Genomic DNA, 17673 nt, shown 5'->3' with positions numbered 1-17673 from the left:
AGCTTAGCCCGAGGGCAGCACATCGTCGCTGCCCACCCGCATCGAGTTCTTGGCACGCCGGTCGCTGATCGGCGTGACCCCGAACGTCTCACGATAGTGCCGCATGAAGGCGCTGGGTGTGGCGTAACCGACCATATAGGCGACCTCGGCGATCGGGTCGTTCGTATACAGCACCAATTGCCGCGCCTGGTTCATCCGCATCCGCCGGTAATAGGTCAAAGGGCTATGCCCTGTCGCCTTTTTGAAGCTCCGCTCCAGTGACCGTGCCGAAAGGCCCACCGCATCAGCGACTTCGCTGATCTGGATGGGATTTTCGATATGTTCGGCAAAATGCTGAATGGCCTTTGCAACCTGTTTTGGCAAAAGGTCCTGACTTTGCGCGGTTGAGATTGCGGGCACCTTTTGCGTAACGGTCCCGCTGCGAATGAAGGGATGCTGGAACCAGCAGGCGACCTCGGCCATAACATCGCCGCCCAGCCGTTCTTCGATCAGGGCCAGCATGTGGTCGAACACGGCAGACGCGCCCGAGATCGTGCTAAAGGCGCCTTGTTCGCAGATCACCGTGCCGTGGATCGGGATTTCGGGAAATTCGGCCTGAAAAGCAGCCTCGTAGCACCAATGCACCGACAGAGGGTTGTCACCTGTCAGCCGGGTTCGGGCAAGGGGGAAGACGCCGCCGCTGATTGCGCCGATACGGGTTTTGTTGCGCATCAGGCGCTGAAGGGCCGCGTTCGCCTTGGAGGGGGTGTCGAACACACTGTTCGGGCTTGAGGCAAACAGCAGATGCGTCAGGGATTGGGCGTCGGCCAAGGTGCTGTCGGGGAAAAAGGTGACCCCGGCCGAGGATTGGATCGGTTGGTCTTGCTCAGCAATGACATGCCAACTGAACGCCTCCTGCCCCGAGATCTCATTCGCCGCGCGCAGCGGTTCGATACAGGATGTCAGGCATGCCATCGGGAACCCTGGAAAGATCAGGATGCCCAGCGAAATTTTCTCGACCTGATCTTTCATGAGCGTTGCTCTTTCACTAGGTCCTCGACGGTTTCGAGGATGTCATTTTCCAGTCTCCGGGCAGCGGGCGACAGCGCAGAATCAGCCTTGCGTATGAGGTGAATTTGCCGCTTGGCCGTCTTATCCGCCAGAGGGCGGAACACCAGATCGGATTGCCCGGCCGAAATTGCCGCCATCTCGGGCAGGAGTGTGACCCCGATCCCGGCCCGTACCATGCCCAGAATAGAGGTGATATTATGTGCCGAAAACCGAGAGCCCGCGTGCAGTTTTTCCGCCTCGGGCCCGGGGATGCTTTCGGACAGGCTGTTGGCGATCAGCTGCTCATTCTCAAGCGCGTCCCAGTCGATGGGGGCCGTTTCACTGGCCAACGGGTGGTCCGGTGTCAGCAACACGCCGAACCAGTCGGTCAGCAAAAGCTGACTGTGCAGGCCCGACCCGTTCCCCCGCAGTGTCGCGATGCCGATATCGATGCGACCCCGCGACAGCTCGTGCAGGACGGATTTGGAATCCATGTCGCGCAGCTCCACCCTTACTTCCTCGTAAGCCTTGGTATTTCGGGATAAAACGCGCGGTATGATCGTGCCTGCCACCGAGGGAACCGTGGCAATTCTGACATGTCCCATACTGGCATCGGCAAAGTTTTCGATGGCCCGAACCGTATTGTCGAAATGCTGTAATTCCAGCTGCGATTGCTCGAACACGAATTCACCCAACGCGGTCAGTTTGTTTTTGCGGTCCGTCTCGAACAAGGGCTCGCCCAGATGCGTCTCAAACTGCTTGAGCATCATTGATACCGCCGACGGGGTGCGTTTCAGGACAACGGCCGCGTCCGTCAGGTTGCCGGTGCGGGCGACCGCGACAAAGCCGCGAAGCATTTCGATCTTGAGTGTCATGCTGGAAGCTTCAATCTTGCTGAAGTAAACTTCAATAATTTTAGTTTGATTGATTGTCGCAAAAGAGTCCATACCCGCTCAGCAAATTCTCTATGGGGCAAACGGCTATGGCTGACATTCAAAAGAACCTGATTGCTGGTGAGTGGGTCACCGGTGAAGGTGAGATCGAAAACCGCAACCCATCGGACCTGAGCGATCTGGTCGGCATATTTGCACAGGCCAGCGCGGATCAGCTTGAGGCAACATTGGATCAGGCGCGTGCTGCTCAGCGGGAATGGGCCGCCTATGGGCTGGAGCGCAAGCAGGATGTTCTGAACGCGATCGGCAATGAGCTGATGGCCCGCGCCGAGGAACTGGGCACGCTGCTGAGCCGCGAAGAAGGTAAGCCGCTGGCCGAAGGCAAAGGCGAAGTGTTCCGCGCCGGTCAGTTCTTCACCTACTACGCCGCCGAATGCTTGCGTCAGATCGGTGAGAACGCGGATTCCGTTCGCCCCGATATTGAGGTGGACGTACGCCGTGAGGCCATTGGCGTTGTGGCCATCATCAGCCCGTGGAACTTCCCCACCGCGACCGCGTCATGGAAGATCGCTCCGGCGCTGTGCTATGGAAACGCGGTTGTTTGGAAGCCCGCCAACATCACCCCGGCCTCGGCAGTTGCGCTGACCGAGATCATCAACCGTCAGGACATCCCCAAGGGTCTGTTCAGCCTGGTCATGGGTTCGGGCCGGTCCATCGGTCAACGACTGGTGGAAAGCCCCAAGGTCAACGCGATTTCCTTCACTGGATCGGTTCCGGTCGGGAAGGGTATCGCCGCTGCTGCCATCCAGAATCTGACCAAGGTCCAAATGGAAATGGGCTCGAAGAACGCTCTGGCCGTCATGGACGATGCCGATCTGGATCTGGCGGTGTCGCTGGCTCTGGGCGGTGCGTTCGGTGGCACCGGTCAGAAATGCACGGCCTCCTCCCGGCTCGTGGTCCACTCTGCCATTCATGACGCCTTTGTCGTAAAGCTCGTTGCGGGTGCGCAGGCGATGAAAGTGGGCCACGCGCTGGAGGCGGGCGTTCAGATGGGCCCCGTCGTCAGCCAGCAGCAGTTGAGCGAAAACCTGGCCTATGTCGATCTGGGCAAGTCCGAGGGCGCGGAACTGGCCTGTGGCGGTGCGCGTCTCGAGATGCCGCATGACGGGTACTACATGTCGCCCGGCGTGTTCCTGAACACCACCAACGACATGCGCATCAACCGCGAGGAAATGTTTGCACCGCTCACCAGCGTCATCAAGGTTGGCAGCTACGACGAAGCGCTGAGCGTGGTCAACGACACCAGTTTTGGCCTGACTTCGGGCATCGTGACCAAGTCGCTAGCCCGCGCCACGCACTTCCGCCGCAATGCGCGCACCGGTGTTGTCACCGTGAACCTGCCCACCGCCGGCACCGACTATCACGTGCCCTTCGGCGGCCGTGGCGACAGCTCCTACGGTCCGCGTGAGCAGGGCAAGGCGGCGGCCGAGTTCTACACCACGGTCAAAACCGCCTATATCAGCGCAGGCCCTGTCTGATGCTGATCGATTGCCTGCAATATGTGAACTGGTCGGAAAAGGTCTTCCACCAGTTGCGCGAGGGGGGCGTGGACGCGATCCACGTCACCATCGCTTATCATGAGAACTTTCGTGAAACGGTATTGAATTTCGAACAGTGGAACCGCTGGTTCGAACAATACCCGGACCTGATCATGAAAGGGCAGTGGGCCAGCGACATCGATAAAGCTCGGGAAACCGGCCGGACGGCGGTGTTCTTCGGGTTCCAGAACCCAAGCCCGATGGAAGACGATATCGGCCTGATCGAGATCCTGCACACGCTAGGCGCGCGGTTCATGCAGCTGACCTATAACAACCAGTCGCTGCTGGCGACCGGTTGCTATGAGGCCGAGGATTCCGGCATCACCCGCATGGGTAAACAGGTCATCAAAGAGATGAACCGCGTGGGCCTTGTAATTGACATGAGCCACTCGGCCGACCGCTCGACCATCGAAGCAGCTGAGATCTCGGAACGCCCCATCGCCATCACCCACGCGAACCCCTATGACTGGTCGCCCGCCCTGCGCAACAAGCGTGATGCGGTGATCCGAGCGGTGACGGAAAACGGCGGCATGCTGGGTTTCTCGGTTTATCCGCACCATCTGAAGGACAAATCCGACTGCACGTTGGAAAGCTTCTGCGAGATGATCGCGCGTACGGCTGAGAAATACGGCGCAGAGCATCTAGGGATCGGCACCGACCTGTGTCAGGACCAGCCCGACAGCATCGTGGAATGGATGCGCGTAGGTCGCTGGACCAAGGAAATCGACTATGGCGAAGGCTCAGCCTCGGCCCCCGGTTTCCCGCCCATGCCGGGTTGGTTCAATGACAACCGTGATTTCGGCAACATCCGGGCAGGGCTGCGTGCCACCGGCATGAACGACGAAGAGGTTGACGGGATCATGGGTCGCAACTGGTACCGTTTCTTTGACGAGAACTTCAAACCGCTCGCCTGATGCAGGTCAGCTAAACGACGAAGCTATGGCCGCATTCCTGATAGAAACGGCCTGACTAATATTAACGGAGGAGAGATGTCTGAGGCATCTTTGAACACTGCCCCTGTACAGGAAAACCGCGTGAACAAACCGCTGTTCCTGATCTCTGGCGGTTTTATCGCGCTGTTCTGCATCGCGGCCCTGGTCGATCTGGACGCCCTTTCTGGCGCCGTGGATTGGGGATTCAATGTCGCGGCCACCTATTTTGGCCTTTACTGGCAGGTGCTTCTGCTCGCCACCTTCCTGATCGGCCTGCTGCTGTGCGTTCTGCCCGGCGGGCGTGCCATCATGGGCGGCTTAGCCGCGCCCGAGTTCACCACTTTCCAGTGGGGCTCGATGGTCATGTGCACGCTGCTGGCTGGTGGCGGCGTGTTCTGGGCGGCGGGTGAGCCGATTGCCCACTTCCTATATCCCGCGCCGCTTTACGGTGGTGAAGGGGCAATGGCCGAGGCCGTGAACCCGGCCATCGCCCAGAGCTTCATGCACTGGGGTTTCCTCGCATGGGCCATTCTCGGTTCGCTGACCACGGTCATGCTGATGCACTACCATTATGAAAAGGGCCTGCCGCTTGCGCCGCGCACGCTGCTGTACCCGGTGTTCGGGGACAAGGCGATCAACGGGCCGATTGGCCTGATTGCGGATGCGTCCTCGATCATCGCTGTGGTTGCGGGTACAGTTGGTCCGATCGGCTTCCTGGGTCTGCAGGTGAGCTATGGTCTGGCCGATCTGTTCGGGTTCTCGGATACGTTTGCCCTGCAGGCGACCGTGATTGCCGGGCTGGCAGCGATCTACACGATCTCGGCCATGACGGGTCTGTCGCGTGGTATTCAGGTTCTTTCCAAGGTTAACGTGATCCTAGCGGCTTTCCTGCTGCTGTTCGTTCTGGTTGCGGGCCCGACCGGGTTTATCTTTGGCTCGTTCTTCTCGGGCTTTGGCACTTACGTTGGCAACTTCTTCCAGATGGCACTCTATCGGGGTGAGGCCGGTCTGTTCGGTGAACCCGGCTGGCTGGGCTGGTGGACCGTGTTCTTCTGGGGCTGGTTCATGGGTTACGGCCCGCTTATGGCGATGTTCATCGCGCGGGTGTCGCGCGGTCGTTCGATCCGTTCGATCATCATCATGCTGTCGATCATCGCGCCGATCGTGACGAACTTCTGGTTCACCATCATCGGCGGCACCGGCATTGCGATGGAACTTGAGAACCCCGGCACAATCGCCGCCCCGTTCGAAGGCTTCAACCTGCCTGCCGCCTTGCTGGCGATTACCAACAACCTGCCGATGGGCTTCGTGATCTCGATCCTGTTCCTGATCCTAACCACGATTTTTGTGGCTACCACTGGCGACTCGATGAGCTATGTCATCTCTGCGACAATGAGCAACGAGAACAACCCACCCGCAGCGCTGCGCGTGTTCTGGGGCATCGCGATGGGGCTTATGGCCATCATCCTGATCTCAGTTGGATCGGGCGGTGTGTCCAAGCTACAGAGCTTTATTGTGGTGACCGCTGTTCCGGTGTCTCTGATCTTGCTACCGTCGCTTTGGGATGCGCTGCGCATCACGCTGGTGAAGGGCAAAGAGAGCTAAACGATCCAAGCCGGGCCGGACCATCCGGCCCGCCAAAACGCCTGAAGGTTTCAAGAGAAGACCAGATATTAGCACCTGAGGAGGCACAACCGAATGACTGACGTTCCCCGTCGTGATCCGAACATGGTGATGCGCCTTGCCCGTCTTGGCTCCATGCATCAGTCGCGCCTTTCGTTCATGCGTATCCTGACGCGACGACTGGCTCGGGAAAACTGGCGGTTTGAAAAAACTGCGTTCGAAATTGACGGCACAGGAGTTGGCCATGCCGTCTATACCGCACATGGGCCCGAGCGGTCCTATTCCCTTATCGCCTATGCCCATGATCTGCCGCCCGAAAAACGCTCGGACCGGGTGATCGCCGAGGCCTGGGATGCCACCTTCACCCTGTTTGACGGTGTGCCCTCCGACGCCGATATCGAGCGTCTTTCGCACAATATTCCCGTTCAGGAAGCCGGGCGCGTGACCGGGTCTGAGCTGTCCGTATCCCGCGCCAATCGCTCGGTGCGTTTGTGGGAACATGTGGTGAGCGAACTGGCCGAGGGTCGCCAGCCCTCGACCGATAAGATCGACGCGGTGGGATACCTGATGCGGACCACTGCGGTTTATGGGTCCGGCAAGCTGGGCGCTGCGGATCGCGAAATGATCGCCGACCGTCCGGAGTTTCGCGCGCCGTTCCAGGTTGAGATGCTGTCGGTCTACCTGACCCGCTGGTTCGTGACCGATCTGGTGCAATATATGGCCTATACCCGCGCCGCGGCTAACGGCGCGCAGGCCGCGAAGCTGGATGCTGGGATTGCACGATCGATGGGGATTGGAAACTCGACCGGTCTGGGGATGGCGCCGTTTTTGCTGAACCATCCGGTGCTGTTCAACAACTGGATGGCGGCGCGCGAAGGCGCAATTCAGGTCGTGCGCGGGGTCGAAAAGGCCAGCGATGCGGAAATCGCAGTGTTCCGTGATGTTCTATTGCGCAACATGCAGATCGTCGAGACCTGGCAGTCCGAACACCCAATCCAGATCGAGAAACTTGCTGCCCTGCGGTCCGATATCGCCAAGGTGCAGGACTATCTATCCAATGCGGATCTTGGCGCGGATCACCCATGGGACGCGCTTTATTCCTGGTCTGAGCAGTCGCTGACCCTTGAGGGTCAAGAATGGATCGCCTCGCTGATGCTGGAACCCTACGGGGCATTGGTTGACGCCTTTGCAGAAGGCATGGCGGCAGACAACACCGCCACGTTCCGCATCGCCGGAGCGATGAAGATCGGTGATCTGCGGGCGCTGCTCAAGGATATCTACGGCTGGGCTATTGAGACCGATTGGGCCACCCCCGCCAGCAAGGCGCGCGCCTGGTATGTCTCGGAAGAAAAGCTGGAGCCGCGTCTGGGTGAACGTTTCGAGGAACCGATTGAGGAATACGAGCAGCCGTTGGCTCCCGGTCGTGATGCCGCGCAGCTGTTTCAGGCGCTGGCCCATTGGTCGGATGATGCTCAGGTCGCTGATTTCCTGTTGCGCCATCCCGAACACCGCCACGTGCTGCGCCGTGTTCAGATCGTAGGGCGCGCGCCCTATGCCGAGATCCGTGACAACACGATCTCGGACCGCGTGCTGCCCATCGACATGCTGCGCTGCAAGCTGTCCTTCTTCGGGGCGACCAAGTTCGATCCCCGCTCGGATCGCTGGGTGCGGATCTGCATGTATGGAAATGCGCCTCTGCCGCATGAGCTGACATCTGAAAACGCCGATTTCTGGGTCTTTCCGGAACTTGAAGGGGCCGCTGCATGAGCCACTCTTTGAACGAAATCGAGGCTATGAGCAAACGCGCCGCGCGCGGCGCGGGCCTGTCCTGGGGTCTGGCGGAAGAGGCTGCAAAGGGGACACGCTGGCTGTCGGCCTTCGGGTTTACGGGCGCCGAATTGCTAGCCGACCTGTTGGAGATGAACGACCGTATCCCGTCGATCGACGTCTCTCCCGTCTCGCTGAGCGCTGAGATATGGCATGCGCCCACGCGCCGGATGAGCCCGCTGATCGCCGGAGCCTCGCTCAGCGACTGCGCGGTGCGTTTGATGGATCGCGGCTCGATCACCATGGAGAATGTCAGCCTGCCCTTGCTGGCCGTTCCCTTCATGGGAGGGGCTGCGCTGCGTTTGGGTGTACCGGTCGCGGCTGAATGGCAGGGCGCGCGTCTGGCAACGGATGGGCGGCAGATCTGCGTGCAGGCCACGCCTGAGGCGCTTGAGGCCCGCCACGCGGATAAGATGGTCTTCAGCGCGCCTGCAGAGATGACAGGCCGCCGCGAGCCAGTCTTGCGCGCTGAGGTGTCCGATACAGATTGGAACAGGCTCGGTGCTTTTGCCCACCGCACATTCGCACCCGCGACCGAAGAAAGCCGCATGCGCGGTGCTGGCGCGGGCCTCAGCGACAACGACTGAAACTTGGCCCCTTTTGATGAGGGGTACATAGATACGAACGGAAAAGAAGAATGACCGCCACCGAAACCCTGACTCTGGCCGAGATCGAAGATCTCGCCTTCCGCGCCCTTGTCAAAGCTGGAACAACCGAGGAAAACGCCCGCCCTCTGGCCGTCGCGACCGCAATGACCGAAGCGGATGGCGTGGCCTCGCACGGGTTGGCCTATATCCCGATCTATGCGCAGCATGTGGAATGCGGCAAGGTTGACGGGGCCGCCAAGCCCGTAGTTGCCCAGCCGCGTCCGGCAGTTGTCACCGTGGATGCGGCCACAGGGTTCGCCCACAGCGCGATTGATCTTGGATTTGAGAAACTGATCCCGCTGGCGCGCGAGCAGGGTGTTGCGGTTCTGGCCATCAATAACTCATATAACTGCGGCGTTCTGGGTGTGCATACTCAGCGTTTGGCGCAGGCAGGCCTGATGGGGATCGGGTTCACCAACGCGCCGGCCTCGATCGCGCCGTCGGGTGGGTCTAAGCCGGTTGTCGGCACCAACCCGTTCTCGATCTCGGCCCCCGATGCGGATGGAAACGCGGCGCTTCTGATCGACCAGTCTGCCAGCACTATCGCTAAAAGCGAAGTCATGAAACATGCCCGCGAGGGTAAACCCGTGCCCGAAGGTTGGGTTTTGGACGCTGACGGCCAGCCCACCACAGACCCTGAGGCCGGTCTAAAAGGCTCCATGGTACCGTCGGGCGGCTACAAAGGCGTGGGTATTGCCCTGACGGTCGAGCTGATGGCCGCCGCGATGACCGGCGCGACGCTGGGTTCGGTCGCCAGCCCGTTCTCGGGCACGGCGGGTGGCCCGCCGAAAACAGGGCAGTTCTTCATAGCGATTGACCCGCAGGCGACCTCGGGCGGAGCATTCTTCGAGAAGCTGGGCGAACTGATTGCCTCGTTCCGCGACCAAGATGGCGCGCGCCTGCCGGGCGACGGCCGCCGCACCTGTCGCGAGCGTGCGGCAACCAAAGGCGTTGCGGTGAATGCGGCACTGCTGGAAAAAGTACGCGCGCTTCTCTGACGCGCGCGCAGCATCACAAGATTGAAGGGGCGCATTTTTTGGCCAAGACATGCGCCCGGTCTGACACCAGCCCAGAAAAGCTTGGGTCGCTGTGACAGGCAGTTTCTCGACGGGTGGTCATGAACCGCCTGTGCGGTGTGAGATGCTTTAGCAGGTATGGCTGTAGGCGCGGGTCGTTTCCCGGTGCGGTTCTCTCACTAAAAAGCCGGCGTATTCCGGAAAAGAGCCCGCAGTGACTTGGACAGGACATGACTGTAAATACGGGCTGACGGCTATTCCTTCGCCTTATCGTCTGCATTTAGGTTCAGATGCGCCATACCACTGCTGCCCAGATCGACGGCTGCAAATGGGCCTCCGTGATGGATGTTCGCGGGATCAAGGGGGTCAAGCGGGCCGTCCTTGGCAAAGATCTCATCGGCGAATTGCTCGGCATTGTCCTTGGGCCGGAAACCCAGATGCCGTGCCTTGGAGTTGTCAACGGGCGCGCGGTCATTGTTGGAGACGCCATAGACGATGCTGAATCCGGTGACCGGGGTCTTGATCGCCTGTTCCACCATATGCACCAAGTCATCATAGCTGAGCCACGTCCCAACCGCGCGACTGTTCGTGACCTGCGCGCAAGACAGGATGCGCAGGCAGACAGCCTCGAGCCCGCGTTTGTCCCAGTAAAGCGAGGCGAGGTCTTCGGCGAAGCATTTGGCAAGCCCATAGAACGTGTCTGGTCTGTGTGGCGCGTCGATGCCGATGAAATCGGTCTTTTTGTGCATGCCAACCGCATGGATCGACGAGGCATAGACTACGCGCCGCAGATTGTTGCGATGGGCGGCCTCCCACACGGTATAGGCACCGTAGAAGTTCGGGCCCCAAAGCATATCCATCGGGGCCTCATCCGCGATGGCGCCAAAATGAACCACCATATCCGCGCCTTCCAGCAGCTCTGTCATGGCGTCTAGATCGGCAAGATCGGCCTTCACGTAGCTTTCGTTCGGCGCGAGGTTGGGCACGCTGTCGGCAATGTCCGAGGAGACCAGCTCATCACACAGTTTCGATAGCGGCCCGCGCAAATATGATCCAAGCCGCCCCGCTGCGCCGGTGAGGACTAGTTTCTTCATGGGCGAACTCCTTTCAGATTGGCAACGGCATCAGAGATGCGGTTCAGGGCCGTGTTCAGAACGTCTTCGGATGCGGCGGTCGAAATGCGGAAAAAGGGCGACAGCTCATAGGCGCTGCCGGGAACAGCCGCCACACCGGTTGCGCTGAGAAGATAGGCGGTGACATCGGCATCCGAGGTCAGGGTTGCGCCGTCCGGCGTCGTGGCCCCGATCAGCCCCTCGCAGCCGATCAGCCCGTAGAACGCCCCGCCCGGCGGGTCGAGCGTCAGGCCGGGAATGTCACGGATACGTTCGACTACAAGGTCGCGGCGCGCCTCGAACGCTGTACAGAAGCGACGCACCTCATCCTGCGGGCCGTTCAACGCCGCCGCCGCTGCGGCCTGCGCGATTGAGCAAGCGCCCGAAGAAATCTGACTTTGTACTTTGGTCATCGCGGCGATCAGCTCTTTTGGGCCTGCGCCATAGCCGATGCGCCAGCCCGTCATCGCATAGGCCTTGGAGACCCCGTTCACCGTCAGCGTCCGATCTTTCAGCGTCGGGCACAGGGCTGCGAAAGACCGGAAGACGCGATTGTCGAACAGGATGTGTTCGTAGATCTCATCGGACAGGATCAGGATGCGGTCGTGTTGTTCCAGAACCGCGCCAAGGGCCGCAATCTCAGCGTCCGAATAGACTGCGCCCGAGGGGTTCGACGGTTGGTTCAGCAACAGCCAGCGTGTTTTGGGTGTGATCGCGTCGGCCAGCCTGTCGGGGGTCAGGCGGAAACCGTCCTCGGCGGGGCATTCGATGGCGATTGGCGTACCGCCAAGGATCAGCACGATGTCCTTGTACTGACCGAAATAGGGCGCGCAAAGCAGAACTTCGTCGCCCGGCTCGAGCGTGGCCATGAAAGCGTTGAACAGCACCTGCTTGGCCCCGTTCGACACGATGACTTCATCGGGAGCATAGGTCAGATCATTTTCACGCTGCAGCTTGTCGGTAACGGCCTGCCGCATGGTCAGGGTGCCGTTGGTGGGCGGGTATTTGGTCTCACCCGCCAGAGCCGCCTTATGTGCGGCGTCCTTGATGTGGTCGGGCGTGTCGAAATCGGGCTCTCCGAGGCCCAGATCAATGATATCCTCACCTCGCGCGCGGGCCTCTTTCGCGGCCTGGCTGACCCAAGCCGAGGCTGAGGGTTTCACGGATGCAAGGCGCGAGGCGGCAAAGCTCATTTCAGTTGATCTTTCGTCTGGGCCAGAGCCGTGTCAGCTGCACGCGCCAGAAGGCCGGTATCAATGGCATTGGCAACGAAGGTGAACCCTTCGTTCAACAGCTCGGAGGCAAAGGCCGGGTCGGTGACGAGGGTCCCCACGGGCACGCCGCGCGCGATCAGTTTCTGCGCGGCTTTTCTGATCTCGGACCAGACCTCGGGGTGCATGGGATTGCCGACATGCCCAAGATCGGCGGCGATATCCGCCGGGCCAAAGAAGATGCCGCTGACACCATCGACCGTGCCGATGGCTTCGGCCTGTTCCAAGGCGGCGCGGGATTCCACTTGCAGCAGAACCGTCAGCTCGTCTTCGCAGCGCGTCACATAATCCTTGATCCGCCCAAAACCCGTTGCGCGGCTTGCGCCTGCCATCCCACGGACGCCGCGCGGGGGGTAGCGCGTGGCCGCGACCGCGCGTTTGGCTTCTTCCACCGATTGGATCATCGGAAACAGAAGCCCCGGCGCGCCGAGATCAAGCAGACGTTTGACCACGACCGCATCATTCCATTCGACGCGGACTAGTGCTGTGGTCTGATACGCCTCGAAGGCTTGCAACTGAGACAACACGCTGTGATAGTCATTCGCGCTGTGCTCCATGTCGATCAGCGCCCAATCATAACCTGCGGTGGCTATGACTTCGGCTGCAGTGTTGCTGCACAGGCTGACCCACACACCAACTTGTTTGTCGCCATTTGCGATTGCATGGGTGAAACGGTTGGGTGTTAGCTCCATCAGATCACTGCCTTTTCGATGATTGGTTGTCCTGCCGGGATACGTTCGTAGTTGAAGGGCGTCAGATCAAGCGCGCGGTATTCTCCATAGGTCAGCCACTCGGCCGTGCCACGCCCCATCGCAGGAGATTGCTGCAGCCCGTGGCCCGAGAACCCGTTCAGGAAGATGAAGTTCGACAGCTCGGTATGCGGACCCATGATTGCGTTGTGATCGAAGGTGTTCATCGCATAGTGCCCGGCCCATTCGCTTTGCAACTTGATCGCTTCGAATTGCGGGATACGCGTGGCGAGGACGGGCCAGACGTGGTTTTCCCAGAAGGCGTGATCCATGTTGAAATCATCGAAATCCACCGCCGGGTCGATGTCGGAATGTCCGCCGCATTGATACGTGCCGCCTCCGACTTCGCGCACATGAACGCCCGAAGGGTCAATGGTCAACGGCAGGTCGCGGTCTAGTGGCTGTTCGGCCTTGAAAATCCAGGAATAGCGTTTGCGGGGTTCGACCGGCACGTCAATCCCCGCCATTTGCGCGGTTCTGGCGGCCCGAGGGCCGGACGCATTGACCACCTGTCCGCACGCAATGACTTCGCCCGAGGCGAGCGTGACGCTTTCGACCTTGGTGCCTGCGGCGTTTCGGGTGATCTCGACGACTTCGTTCTGGACCCATTCGACGCCACGCTCGCGGCTTTGTCGCCGCCACCAGTGATCGAGGGCTGCGCCGTCGAAATAGCCTTCGTCAACCAGATTGATCGAGCCCAGGACGATGTCATCAACATTGTAGAACGGGTAGGCGGCCTTGATCTCATCTGCGTTCATCAGCTGCGTTGCCGCACCTGCCGCCAACTGCACCTTCTGGTTCTCGCGCAGCACGCTGGCAAAGCCTTCGTTGTCGGCCAGATACATGTAGCCAAAGGAATGGATCGAAAGCTCGGGCACCCGGTCGTCTCCACCCATATAGCCGCGTAGGTTCTTGACGAAGTCGGCGGCAAACTGGCTGATCCGCACGTTCAGCTCGGCCGAGAATTGCTGCCGGATACAAGAATTTGTATGCCCGGTTGAACATGAGGCGAAACTCATGTCGCGTTCGATCACCAGAACCGAGCCATTGAAATCGGCATTGTCCGACAGGAACCAAGCGGTCGAGGCACCCATGATTGCGCCGCCTATGATCACCACGTCATAGCTTTGCCGGGCCGGGCTTTGGTTGCTCATTCGTATTCTCCTTTCGCAACGGCGCGGTGGATCTCGGAGATCTCGGATGCCGTCAAGCCATAGTCGCGTGATGCTGTTTCGTCTGAAATATAGCCGAGCGCCAGATCACGCTTCACCCTCTGTTTTGACCGTTCCGACGGGTCACCGTAGCCAGCACCGCCGGGGAACGCCATCACGACTTTGCGCCCGTGTGGTACAAACTGTTTACCTTTGACTCGCATGTTGGATCCGTCGTCCTGGGCAATGGTTGTGGGTGCGCCATTTCCCCCGCCACGACGACCGCGCGCGGGGTGCTGGCTGCGGTCAAACATGGCCTGAATGTCGAACTCGTACCCCTCCTGTGCGCCAACCTCCATATACTGGCCCAACCCGCCGCGCGTTTTCCCAGCACCGCCGCTATCGGGGCGTAGTTCCTTGCGCCAGATGATGACCGGACCGGCGTGTTCGGTCGCTTCAATCGGCATGGTCATGACCCCCGAGGGGAAGGCGGTGGCGTTCATCCCGTCGTGATCCGGCCGCGCGCCGGACCCGCCCGAGTTGAAGGTCAGCACTTCGGACCGGCGGGCCCCTTCAGGGGCTGGAGCATCGGTGCGGGGGCGCAGGCTGACCTGGAAGTTGCACAAACATCCCGCGCCTTCGGCAGGGACAAGGCCGGGAACAATCTTGTCGAACGCGTCATAGACCGCATCGGGCACGAAATGGCCCACGATATGGCGCAGCGCGACCGGAGCCGGGTGCAGTGCATTCACGATGGTGTTCTCAGGTGCGGTGACCTCAAACGGGGCCAATGATGCCGCGTTATTAGGGATCTCGGGCGCAATCGCGACCTTGAGCGCGTAGCAGGCATAGGCTTTGGTATAGACCAGCGGGCAATTGATCCCCTTCTTGTCCACCCCCGAAGTGCCATTGAAATCGGTCACGATCCTGTCGCCTTCGACGCTGATCCTGACCTTCAACGTGATCGGGATATCAAACCCGTCCATCGTCATTTCACCCTCAGCGGTTTTCTGAGGCAGGGCGGCGATACGCTCCAGTGTCGCTCTGCGGGAATTGTCGAGGATGAACGCGGCGATCCCATCGAGGGTTTCGAGGTCGAACTCCTCCATCATTTCGATCAGACGGCGATGGCCGATTTCGTTACAGGTGGTCAGAGCATAGATGTCTCCGATCAGCTGATCCGGCTCGCGCACATTGCCGCGAATGAGGCGCACCAGCGTCTCATCCACATTGCCGCGATCAGCGAATTTCATGATCGGTATATACAGCCCTTCCTCATAGACGCTTTGCGCATCAGCCCCAAAGCCGCGCCCGCCGATATCCACGATATGCGCGGTACAGGCGAAGAACCCGATCAGCGCGCCCTTGTGAAAGGATGGGGTGACCATGGTGATGTCGTGCAGGTGACCGGTGCCCTCCCACGGGTCATTGGTGATGTAGACGTCGCCTTCATGCATGTTCCGCCGGCCAATCCGGCGAATGAAATGTGCGACCGCATCTGCCATCGCGTTCACATGGCCCGGCGTACCGGTCACAGCCTGCGCCAGCATGTTCCCGTGCGTGTCATAGACCCCCGCCGACAGGTCCCCGGCCTCGCGGACCGAGGTTGAGAACGCCGTTCGAACCAACGCCTGCGCCTGTTCCTCGACAACCGAGATCAGACGGTTCCACATGACCTGATAGGTGACTTTGGACTGCTCGTTGCTCATCACGCGGCTCCTTTTGTCACAACGTCTATGCAGCCATCGGGCTGGCGGACGGCGTCCCGGCTGGCGGGGACAACGATGGTTGTTTCATCCTCGGTTACGATTGCAGGTCCCTGCGCGCGCTGCCCGGTTTGCATGCTAGCGCGGTCGACAGTATCAGCGTCCAGATAACGGCCGGATGCCGCATCAAAGACCTGTCGCGTGCCTTCGGACATAGCCGGGCCTGTTGTGTCGGTGACGGCAATCGGCGTGACCTCTTCGGGTGGGGTGCTTGCGTTTACGGACCAGACGGTGATCTCGATATCCATGCCCGCGACCGGGCGGCCAAAGAGCTTGGTATAGCCTTCCTCGAACCGTGTCTGATAGGCGGCGGCGTCCGGTTTCATCGCTTGTTCTTCGGTCAGTTCGATTGGGATTTCCCACCCCTGACCGGAGTAGCGCATATAGGCTTTGAAATCGGTTCGGATTGGACTGACCGCATCGCATGTCCGCACGAAACCCGTTGTTTCGTCCCTCAGGTCGGACAAAAGCTGCCTGATCCGGTTCGCGTCGAAATCGCTGAGCTTCATATAGACCGAGCGGTTGGCCTCGAAACTGAAAGGCGCGCGTAGAAACCCGATGGCCGAGCCGACCCCAGCCCCTGGCGGGACCAGCAGGCGTTCGACCCCAAGCTTTTCACAAAGACGCCCGGCGTGCAGAGGGGCCGCGCCTCCAAAGGCGATCATGGTGTATTCGCTCAGGTCTTCGCCATTCTCGACGGCGTGAACGCGCGCGGCGTTGGCCATGTTTTCGTCCACCACCTCGGCCACGCCAAAGGCGGCCTCGACCGGGTCCATGTCCAGCGTAGTGCCAATGTGGTCGGTCAGCGCGGATTTGGAGTTGTCCGGGTGCAAAACGATCGAGCCACCGGCGAAATTGTTTGGGTCTAGCTTGCCGAGAACCATATCAGCGTCCGTTACACCGGGGTGCGTGCCACCGCGCCCGTAACAGGCCGGGCCGGGCTCGGACCCGGCGCTTTCCGGGCCCACGCGGATCTGGCGCATCCCGTCCACATGGGCGAGGCTGCCGCCGCCCGCGCCGATCTCTACCATGTCGATCACCGGGATCGAAATCGGCATGCCCGAGCCTTTCTTGAACCGATAGGTCCGCGCGACCTCAAACACGCGGCTGGTTTTGGGCGTCTGGTTCTTGATCAGGCAGATCTTGGCCGTGGTGCCGCCCATGTCAAAGCTCAGCACTTTGTCCAACCCGTAGCGCGCCGCGATATGGGCCGCAAAAACCGCACCACCCGCGGGGCCGCTTTCGACCAGCCGCACCGGGAAGTCGGCCGCATTCTGGATTGAGATGATGCCGCCACCCGAATGCATCAGGAAGATCCGGCATTTAACGCCTTGCGCGCGCAATTGATCCTCGAGCCTGCCTAGGTATGAGGCCATCAACGGCTTGATATAGGCATTTGCGACGACCGTGTTGAACCGCTCATACTCGCGCATCTGAGGCGAAACCTCGGACGAGATCGAGACCGAAACGTCCGGCAGTTTCTCGGCCAGAACCTCGCGCACCAGATGCTCATGCGCTGGGTTGAGGTAGGAGTGGATTAACCCCACCGCCACCGATTCAAACCCGGCTTGTGCAATCTTGTCCACCACGGCTTCGACATCGGCACGGGCCAGATCAACCAGAACTTGGCCTCGTGCATCGACGCGGCCGGGAACGGTAAAGCGCATGTGGCGCGGCAGCAGCGGGTCAGGCAGTTTGAGGTTCAGATCGTACTGCTCGAACCGGCTTTCGGTCCGCATTTCGATCACATCGCGGAACCCTTCCGTCGTGATCAGCGCTGTCTTCGCACCCCGGCGTTCGATCAGCGCGTTGGTCGCCAGCGTGGTGCCGTGGATGATCTGGTCAATCTGGCCCGGCGTGACCCCGGCCTTGGCACAAACCCGCTGCATCCCATCGATGATCGCGTTTTCTGGCGCGGCATAGGTTGTCAGCACTTTGGTTGAAAACGTCTGTCCATCCTTTTCCAGAACCACATCGGTAAAGGTGCCGCCGATATCAACGCCCAGTCGGATAGAGTGTGAAGCCATGCCCGTGCCCGCTTGAAAGAGTACCTATCAAA

The 17673-nt window shown here is 60.3% G+C and carries 14 protein-coding genes; 6 read left to right on the top strand and 8 right to left on the bottom strand.

Going from position 1 to position 17673, the window contains the following annotated elements; genetic code table 11:
- Positions 1-3: 3 nt before the first annotated feature.
- Positions 4-1011 (bottom strand): GlxA family transcriptional regulator, encoded by a 1008-nt coding sequence (locus ACXAH8_RS15305; RefSeq protein ID WP_475219700.1) that lies wholly within the window; start codon positions 1009-1011, stop codon positions 4-6.
- Positions 1008-1904 carry a LysR family transcriptional regulator gene (locus ACXAH8_RS15300; protein ID WP_475219699.1) on the bottom strand — a complete coding sequence of 299 codons (897 nt, stop codon included), beginning with the start codon at positions 1902-1904 and terminating at the stop codon, positions 1008-1010. The genes ACXAH8_RS15305 and ACXAH8_RS15300 overlap by 4 nt, the downstream gene beginning before the upstream one ends.
- Before the next feature lie 107 nt (positions 1905-2011).
- Between ACXAH8_RS15300 and ACXAH8_RS15295 the strand changes: the two genes are divergently transcribed.
- The 6 genes from ACXAH8_RS15295 (at position 2012) to ACXAH8_RS15270 (ending at position 9547) form a co-directional block, all read left to right on the top strand.
- Entirely contained in the window at positions 2012-3460 is a 1449-nt protein-coding gene (locus ACXAH8_RS15295; protein WP_475219698.1) for an aldehyde dehydrogenase family protein, read from the top strand.
- The gene (locus ACXAH8_RS15290) at positions 3460-4434 is read left to right on the top strand and encodes a membrane dipeptidase (protein WP_475219697.1); all 975 of its coding nucleotides are present in this window, start codon (positions 3460-3462) and stop codon (positions 4432-4434) included. Before ACXAH8_RS15295 ends, ACXAH8_RS15290 begins: the two co-directional genes overlap by 1 nt.
- A 75-nt stretch (positions 4435-4509) precedes the next feature.
- Complete coding sequence (locus tag ACXAH8_RS15285) at positions 4510-6057, top strand: BCCT family transporter (RefSeq protein ID WP_475219696.1); 1548 nt, start codon at positions 4510-4512, stop codon at positions 6055-6057.
- Positions 6058-6150: 93 nt separating this feature from the next.
- Positions 6151-7842: a hypothetical protein gene (locus ACXAH8_RS15280; RefSeq protein WP_475219695.1), complete on the top strand. Its 1692-nt coding sequence runs from the start codon at positions 6151-6153 to the stop codon at positions 7840-7842.
- Positions 7839-8489, top strand: coding sequence for a DUF3726 domain-containing protein (locus ACXAH8_RS15275; RefSeq protein ID WP_475219694.1), 651 nt, complete (start codon positions 7839-7841; stop codon positions 8487-8489). The genes ACXAH8_RS15280 and ACXAH8_RS15275 overlap by 4 nt, the downstream gene beginning before the upstream one ends.
- A 50-nt stretch (positions 8490-8539) precedes the next feature.
- Positions 8540-9547 carry an Ldh family oxidoreductase gene (locus ACXAH8_RS15270; RefSeq protein ID WP_475219693.1) on the top strand — a complete coding sequence of 336 codons (1008 nt, stop codon included), beginning with the start codon at positions 8540-8542 and terminating at the stop codon, positions 9545-9547.
- Between the two features lie 272 nt (positions 9548-9819).
- Here the strand turns inward: ACXAH8_RS15270 and ACXAH8_RS15265 are convergent, their stop codons facing one another.
- The 6 genes from ACXAH8_RS15265 to ACXAH8_RS15240 are packed head-to-tail and all read right to left on the bottom strand — an operon-like array spanning position 9820 to position 17641.
- Positions 9820-10659 carry an NAD-dependent epimerase/dehydratase family protein gene (locus ACXAH8_RS15265; protein ID WP_475219692.1) on the bottom strand — a complete coding sequence of 280 codons (840 nt, stop codon included), beginning with the start codon at positions 10657-10659 and terminating at the stop codon, positions 9820-9822.
- Positions 10656-11870: a pyridoxal phosphate-dependent aminotransferase gene (locus ACXAH8_RS15260; protein WP_475219691.1), complete on the bottom strand. Its 1215-nt coding sequence runs from the start codon at positions 11868-11870 to the stop codon at positions 10656-10658. Before ACXAH8_RS15260 ends, ACXAH8_RS15265 begins: the two co-directional genes overlap by 4 nt.
- Positions 11867-12640, bottom strand: a complete 774-nt coding sequence (locus ACXAH8_RS15255) for an HpcH/HpaI aldolase family protein (protein WP_475219690.1) — start codon at positions 12638-12640, stop codon at positions 11867-11869. Before ACXAH8_RS15255 ends, ACXAH8_RS15260 begins: the two co-directional genes overlap by 4 nt.
- Positions 12640-13851: an NAD(P)/FAD-dependent oxidoreductase gene (locus ACXAH8_RS15250; protein ID WP_475219689.1), complete on the bottom strand. Its 1212-nt coding sequence runs from the start codon at positions 13849-13851 to the stop codon at positions 12640-12642. The genes ACXAH8_RS15255 and ACXAH8_RS15250 overlap by 1 nt, the downstream gene beginning before the upstream one ends.
- Complete coding sequence (locus tag ACXAH8_RS15245; protein WP_475219688.1) at positions 13848-15557, bottom strand: hydantoinase B/oxoprolinase family protein; 1710 nt, start codon at positions 15555-15557, stop codon at positions 13848-13850. Before ACXAH8_RS15245 ends, ACXAH8_RS15250 begins: the two co-directional genes overlap by 4 nt.
- The gene (locus ACXAH8_RS15240; protein ID WP_475219687.1) at positions 15557-17641 is read right to left on the bottom strand and encodes a hydantoinase/oxoprolinase family protein; all 2085 of its coding nucleotides are present in this window, start codon (positions 17639-17641) and stop codon (positions 15557-15559) included. The genes ACXAH8_RS15245 and ACXAH8_RS15240 overlap by 1 nt, the downstream gene beginning before the upstream one ends.
- Positions 17642-17673: the final 32 nt, after the last annotated feature.

Source organism: Ruegeria sp. ABV3_008, assembly GCF_056161185.1.
Note: the sequence above shows the minus strand (reverse complement) of the source record. Positions and strands in the feature narration are given on the sequence as shown.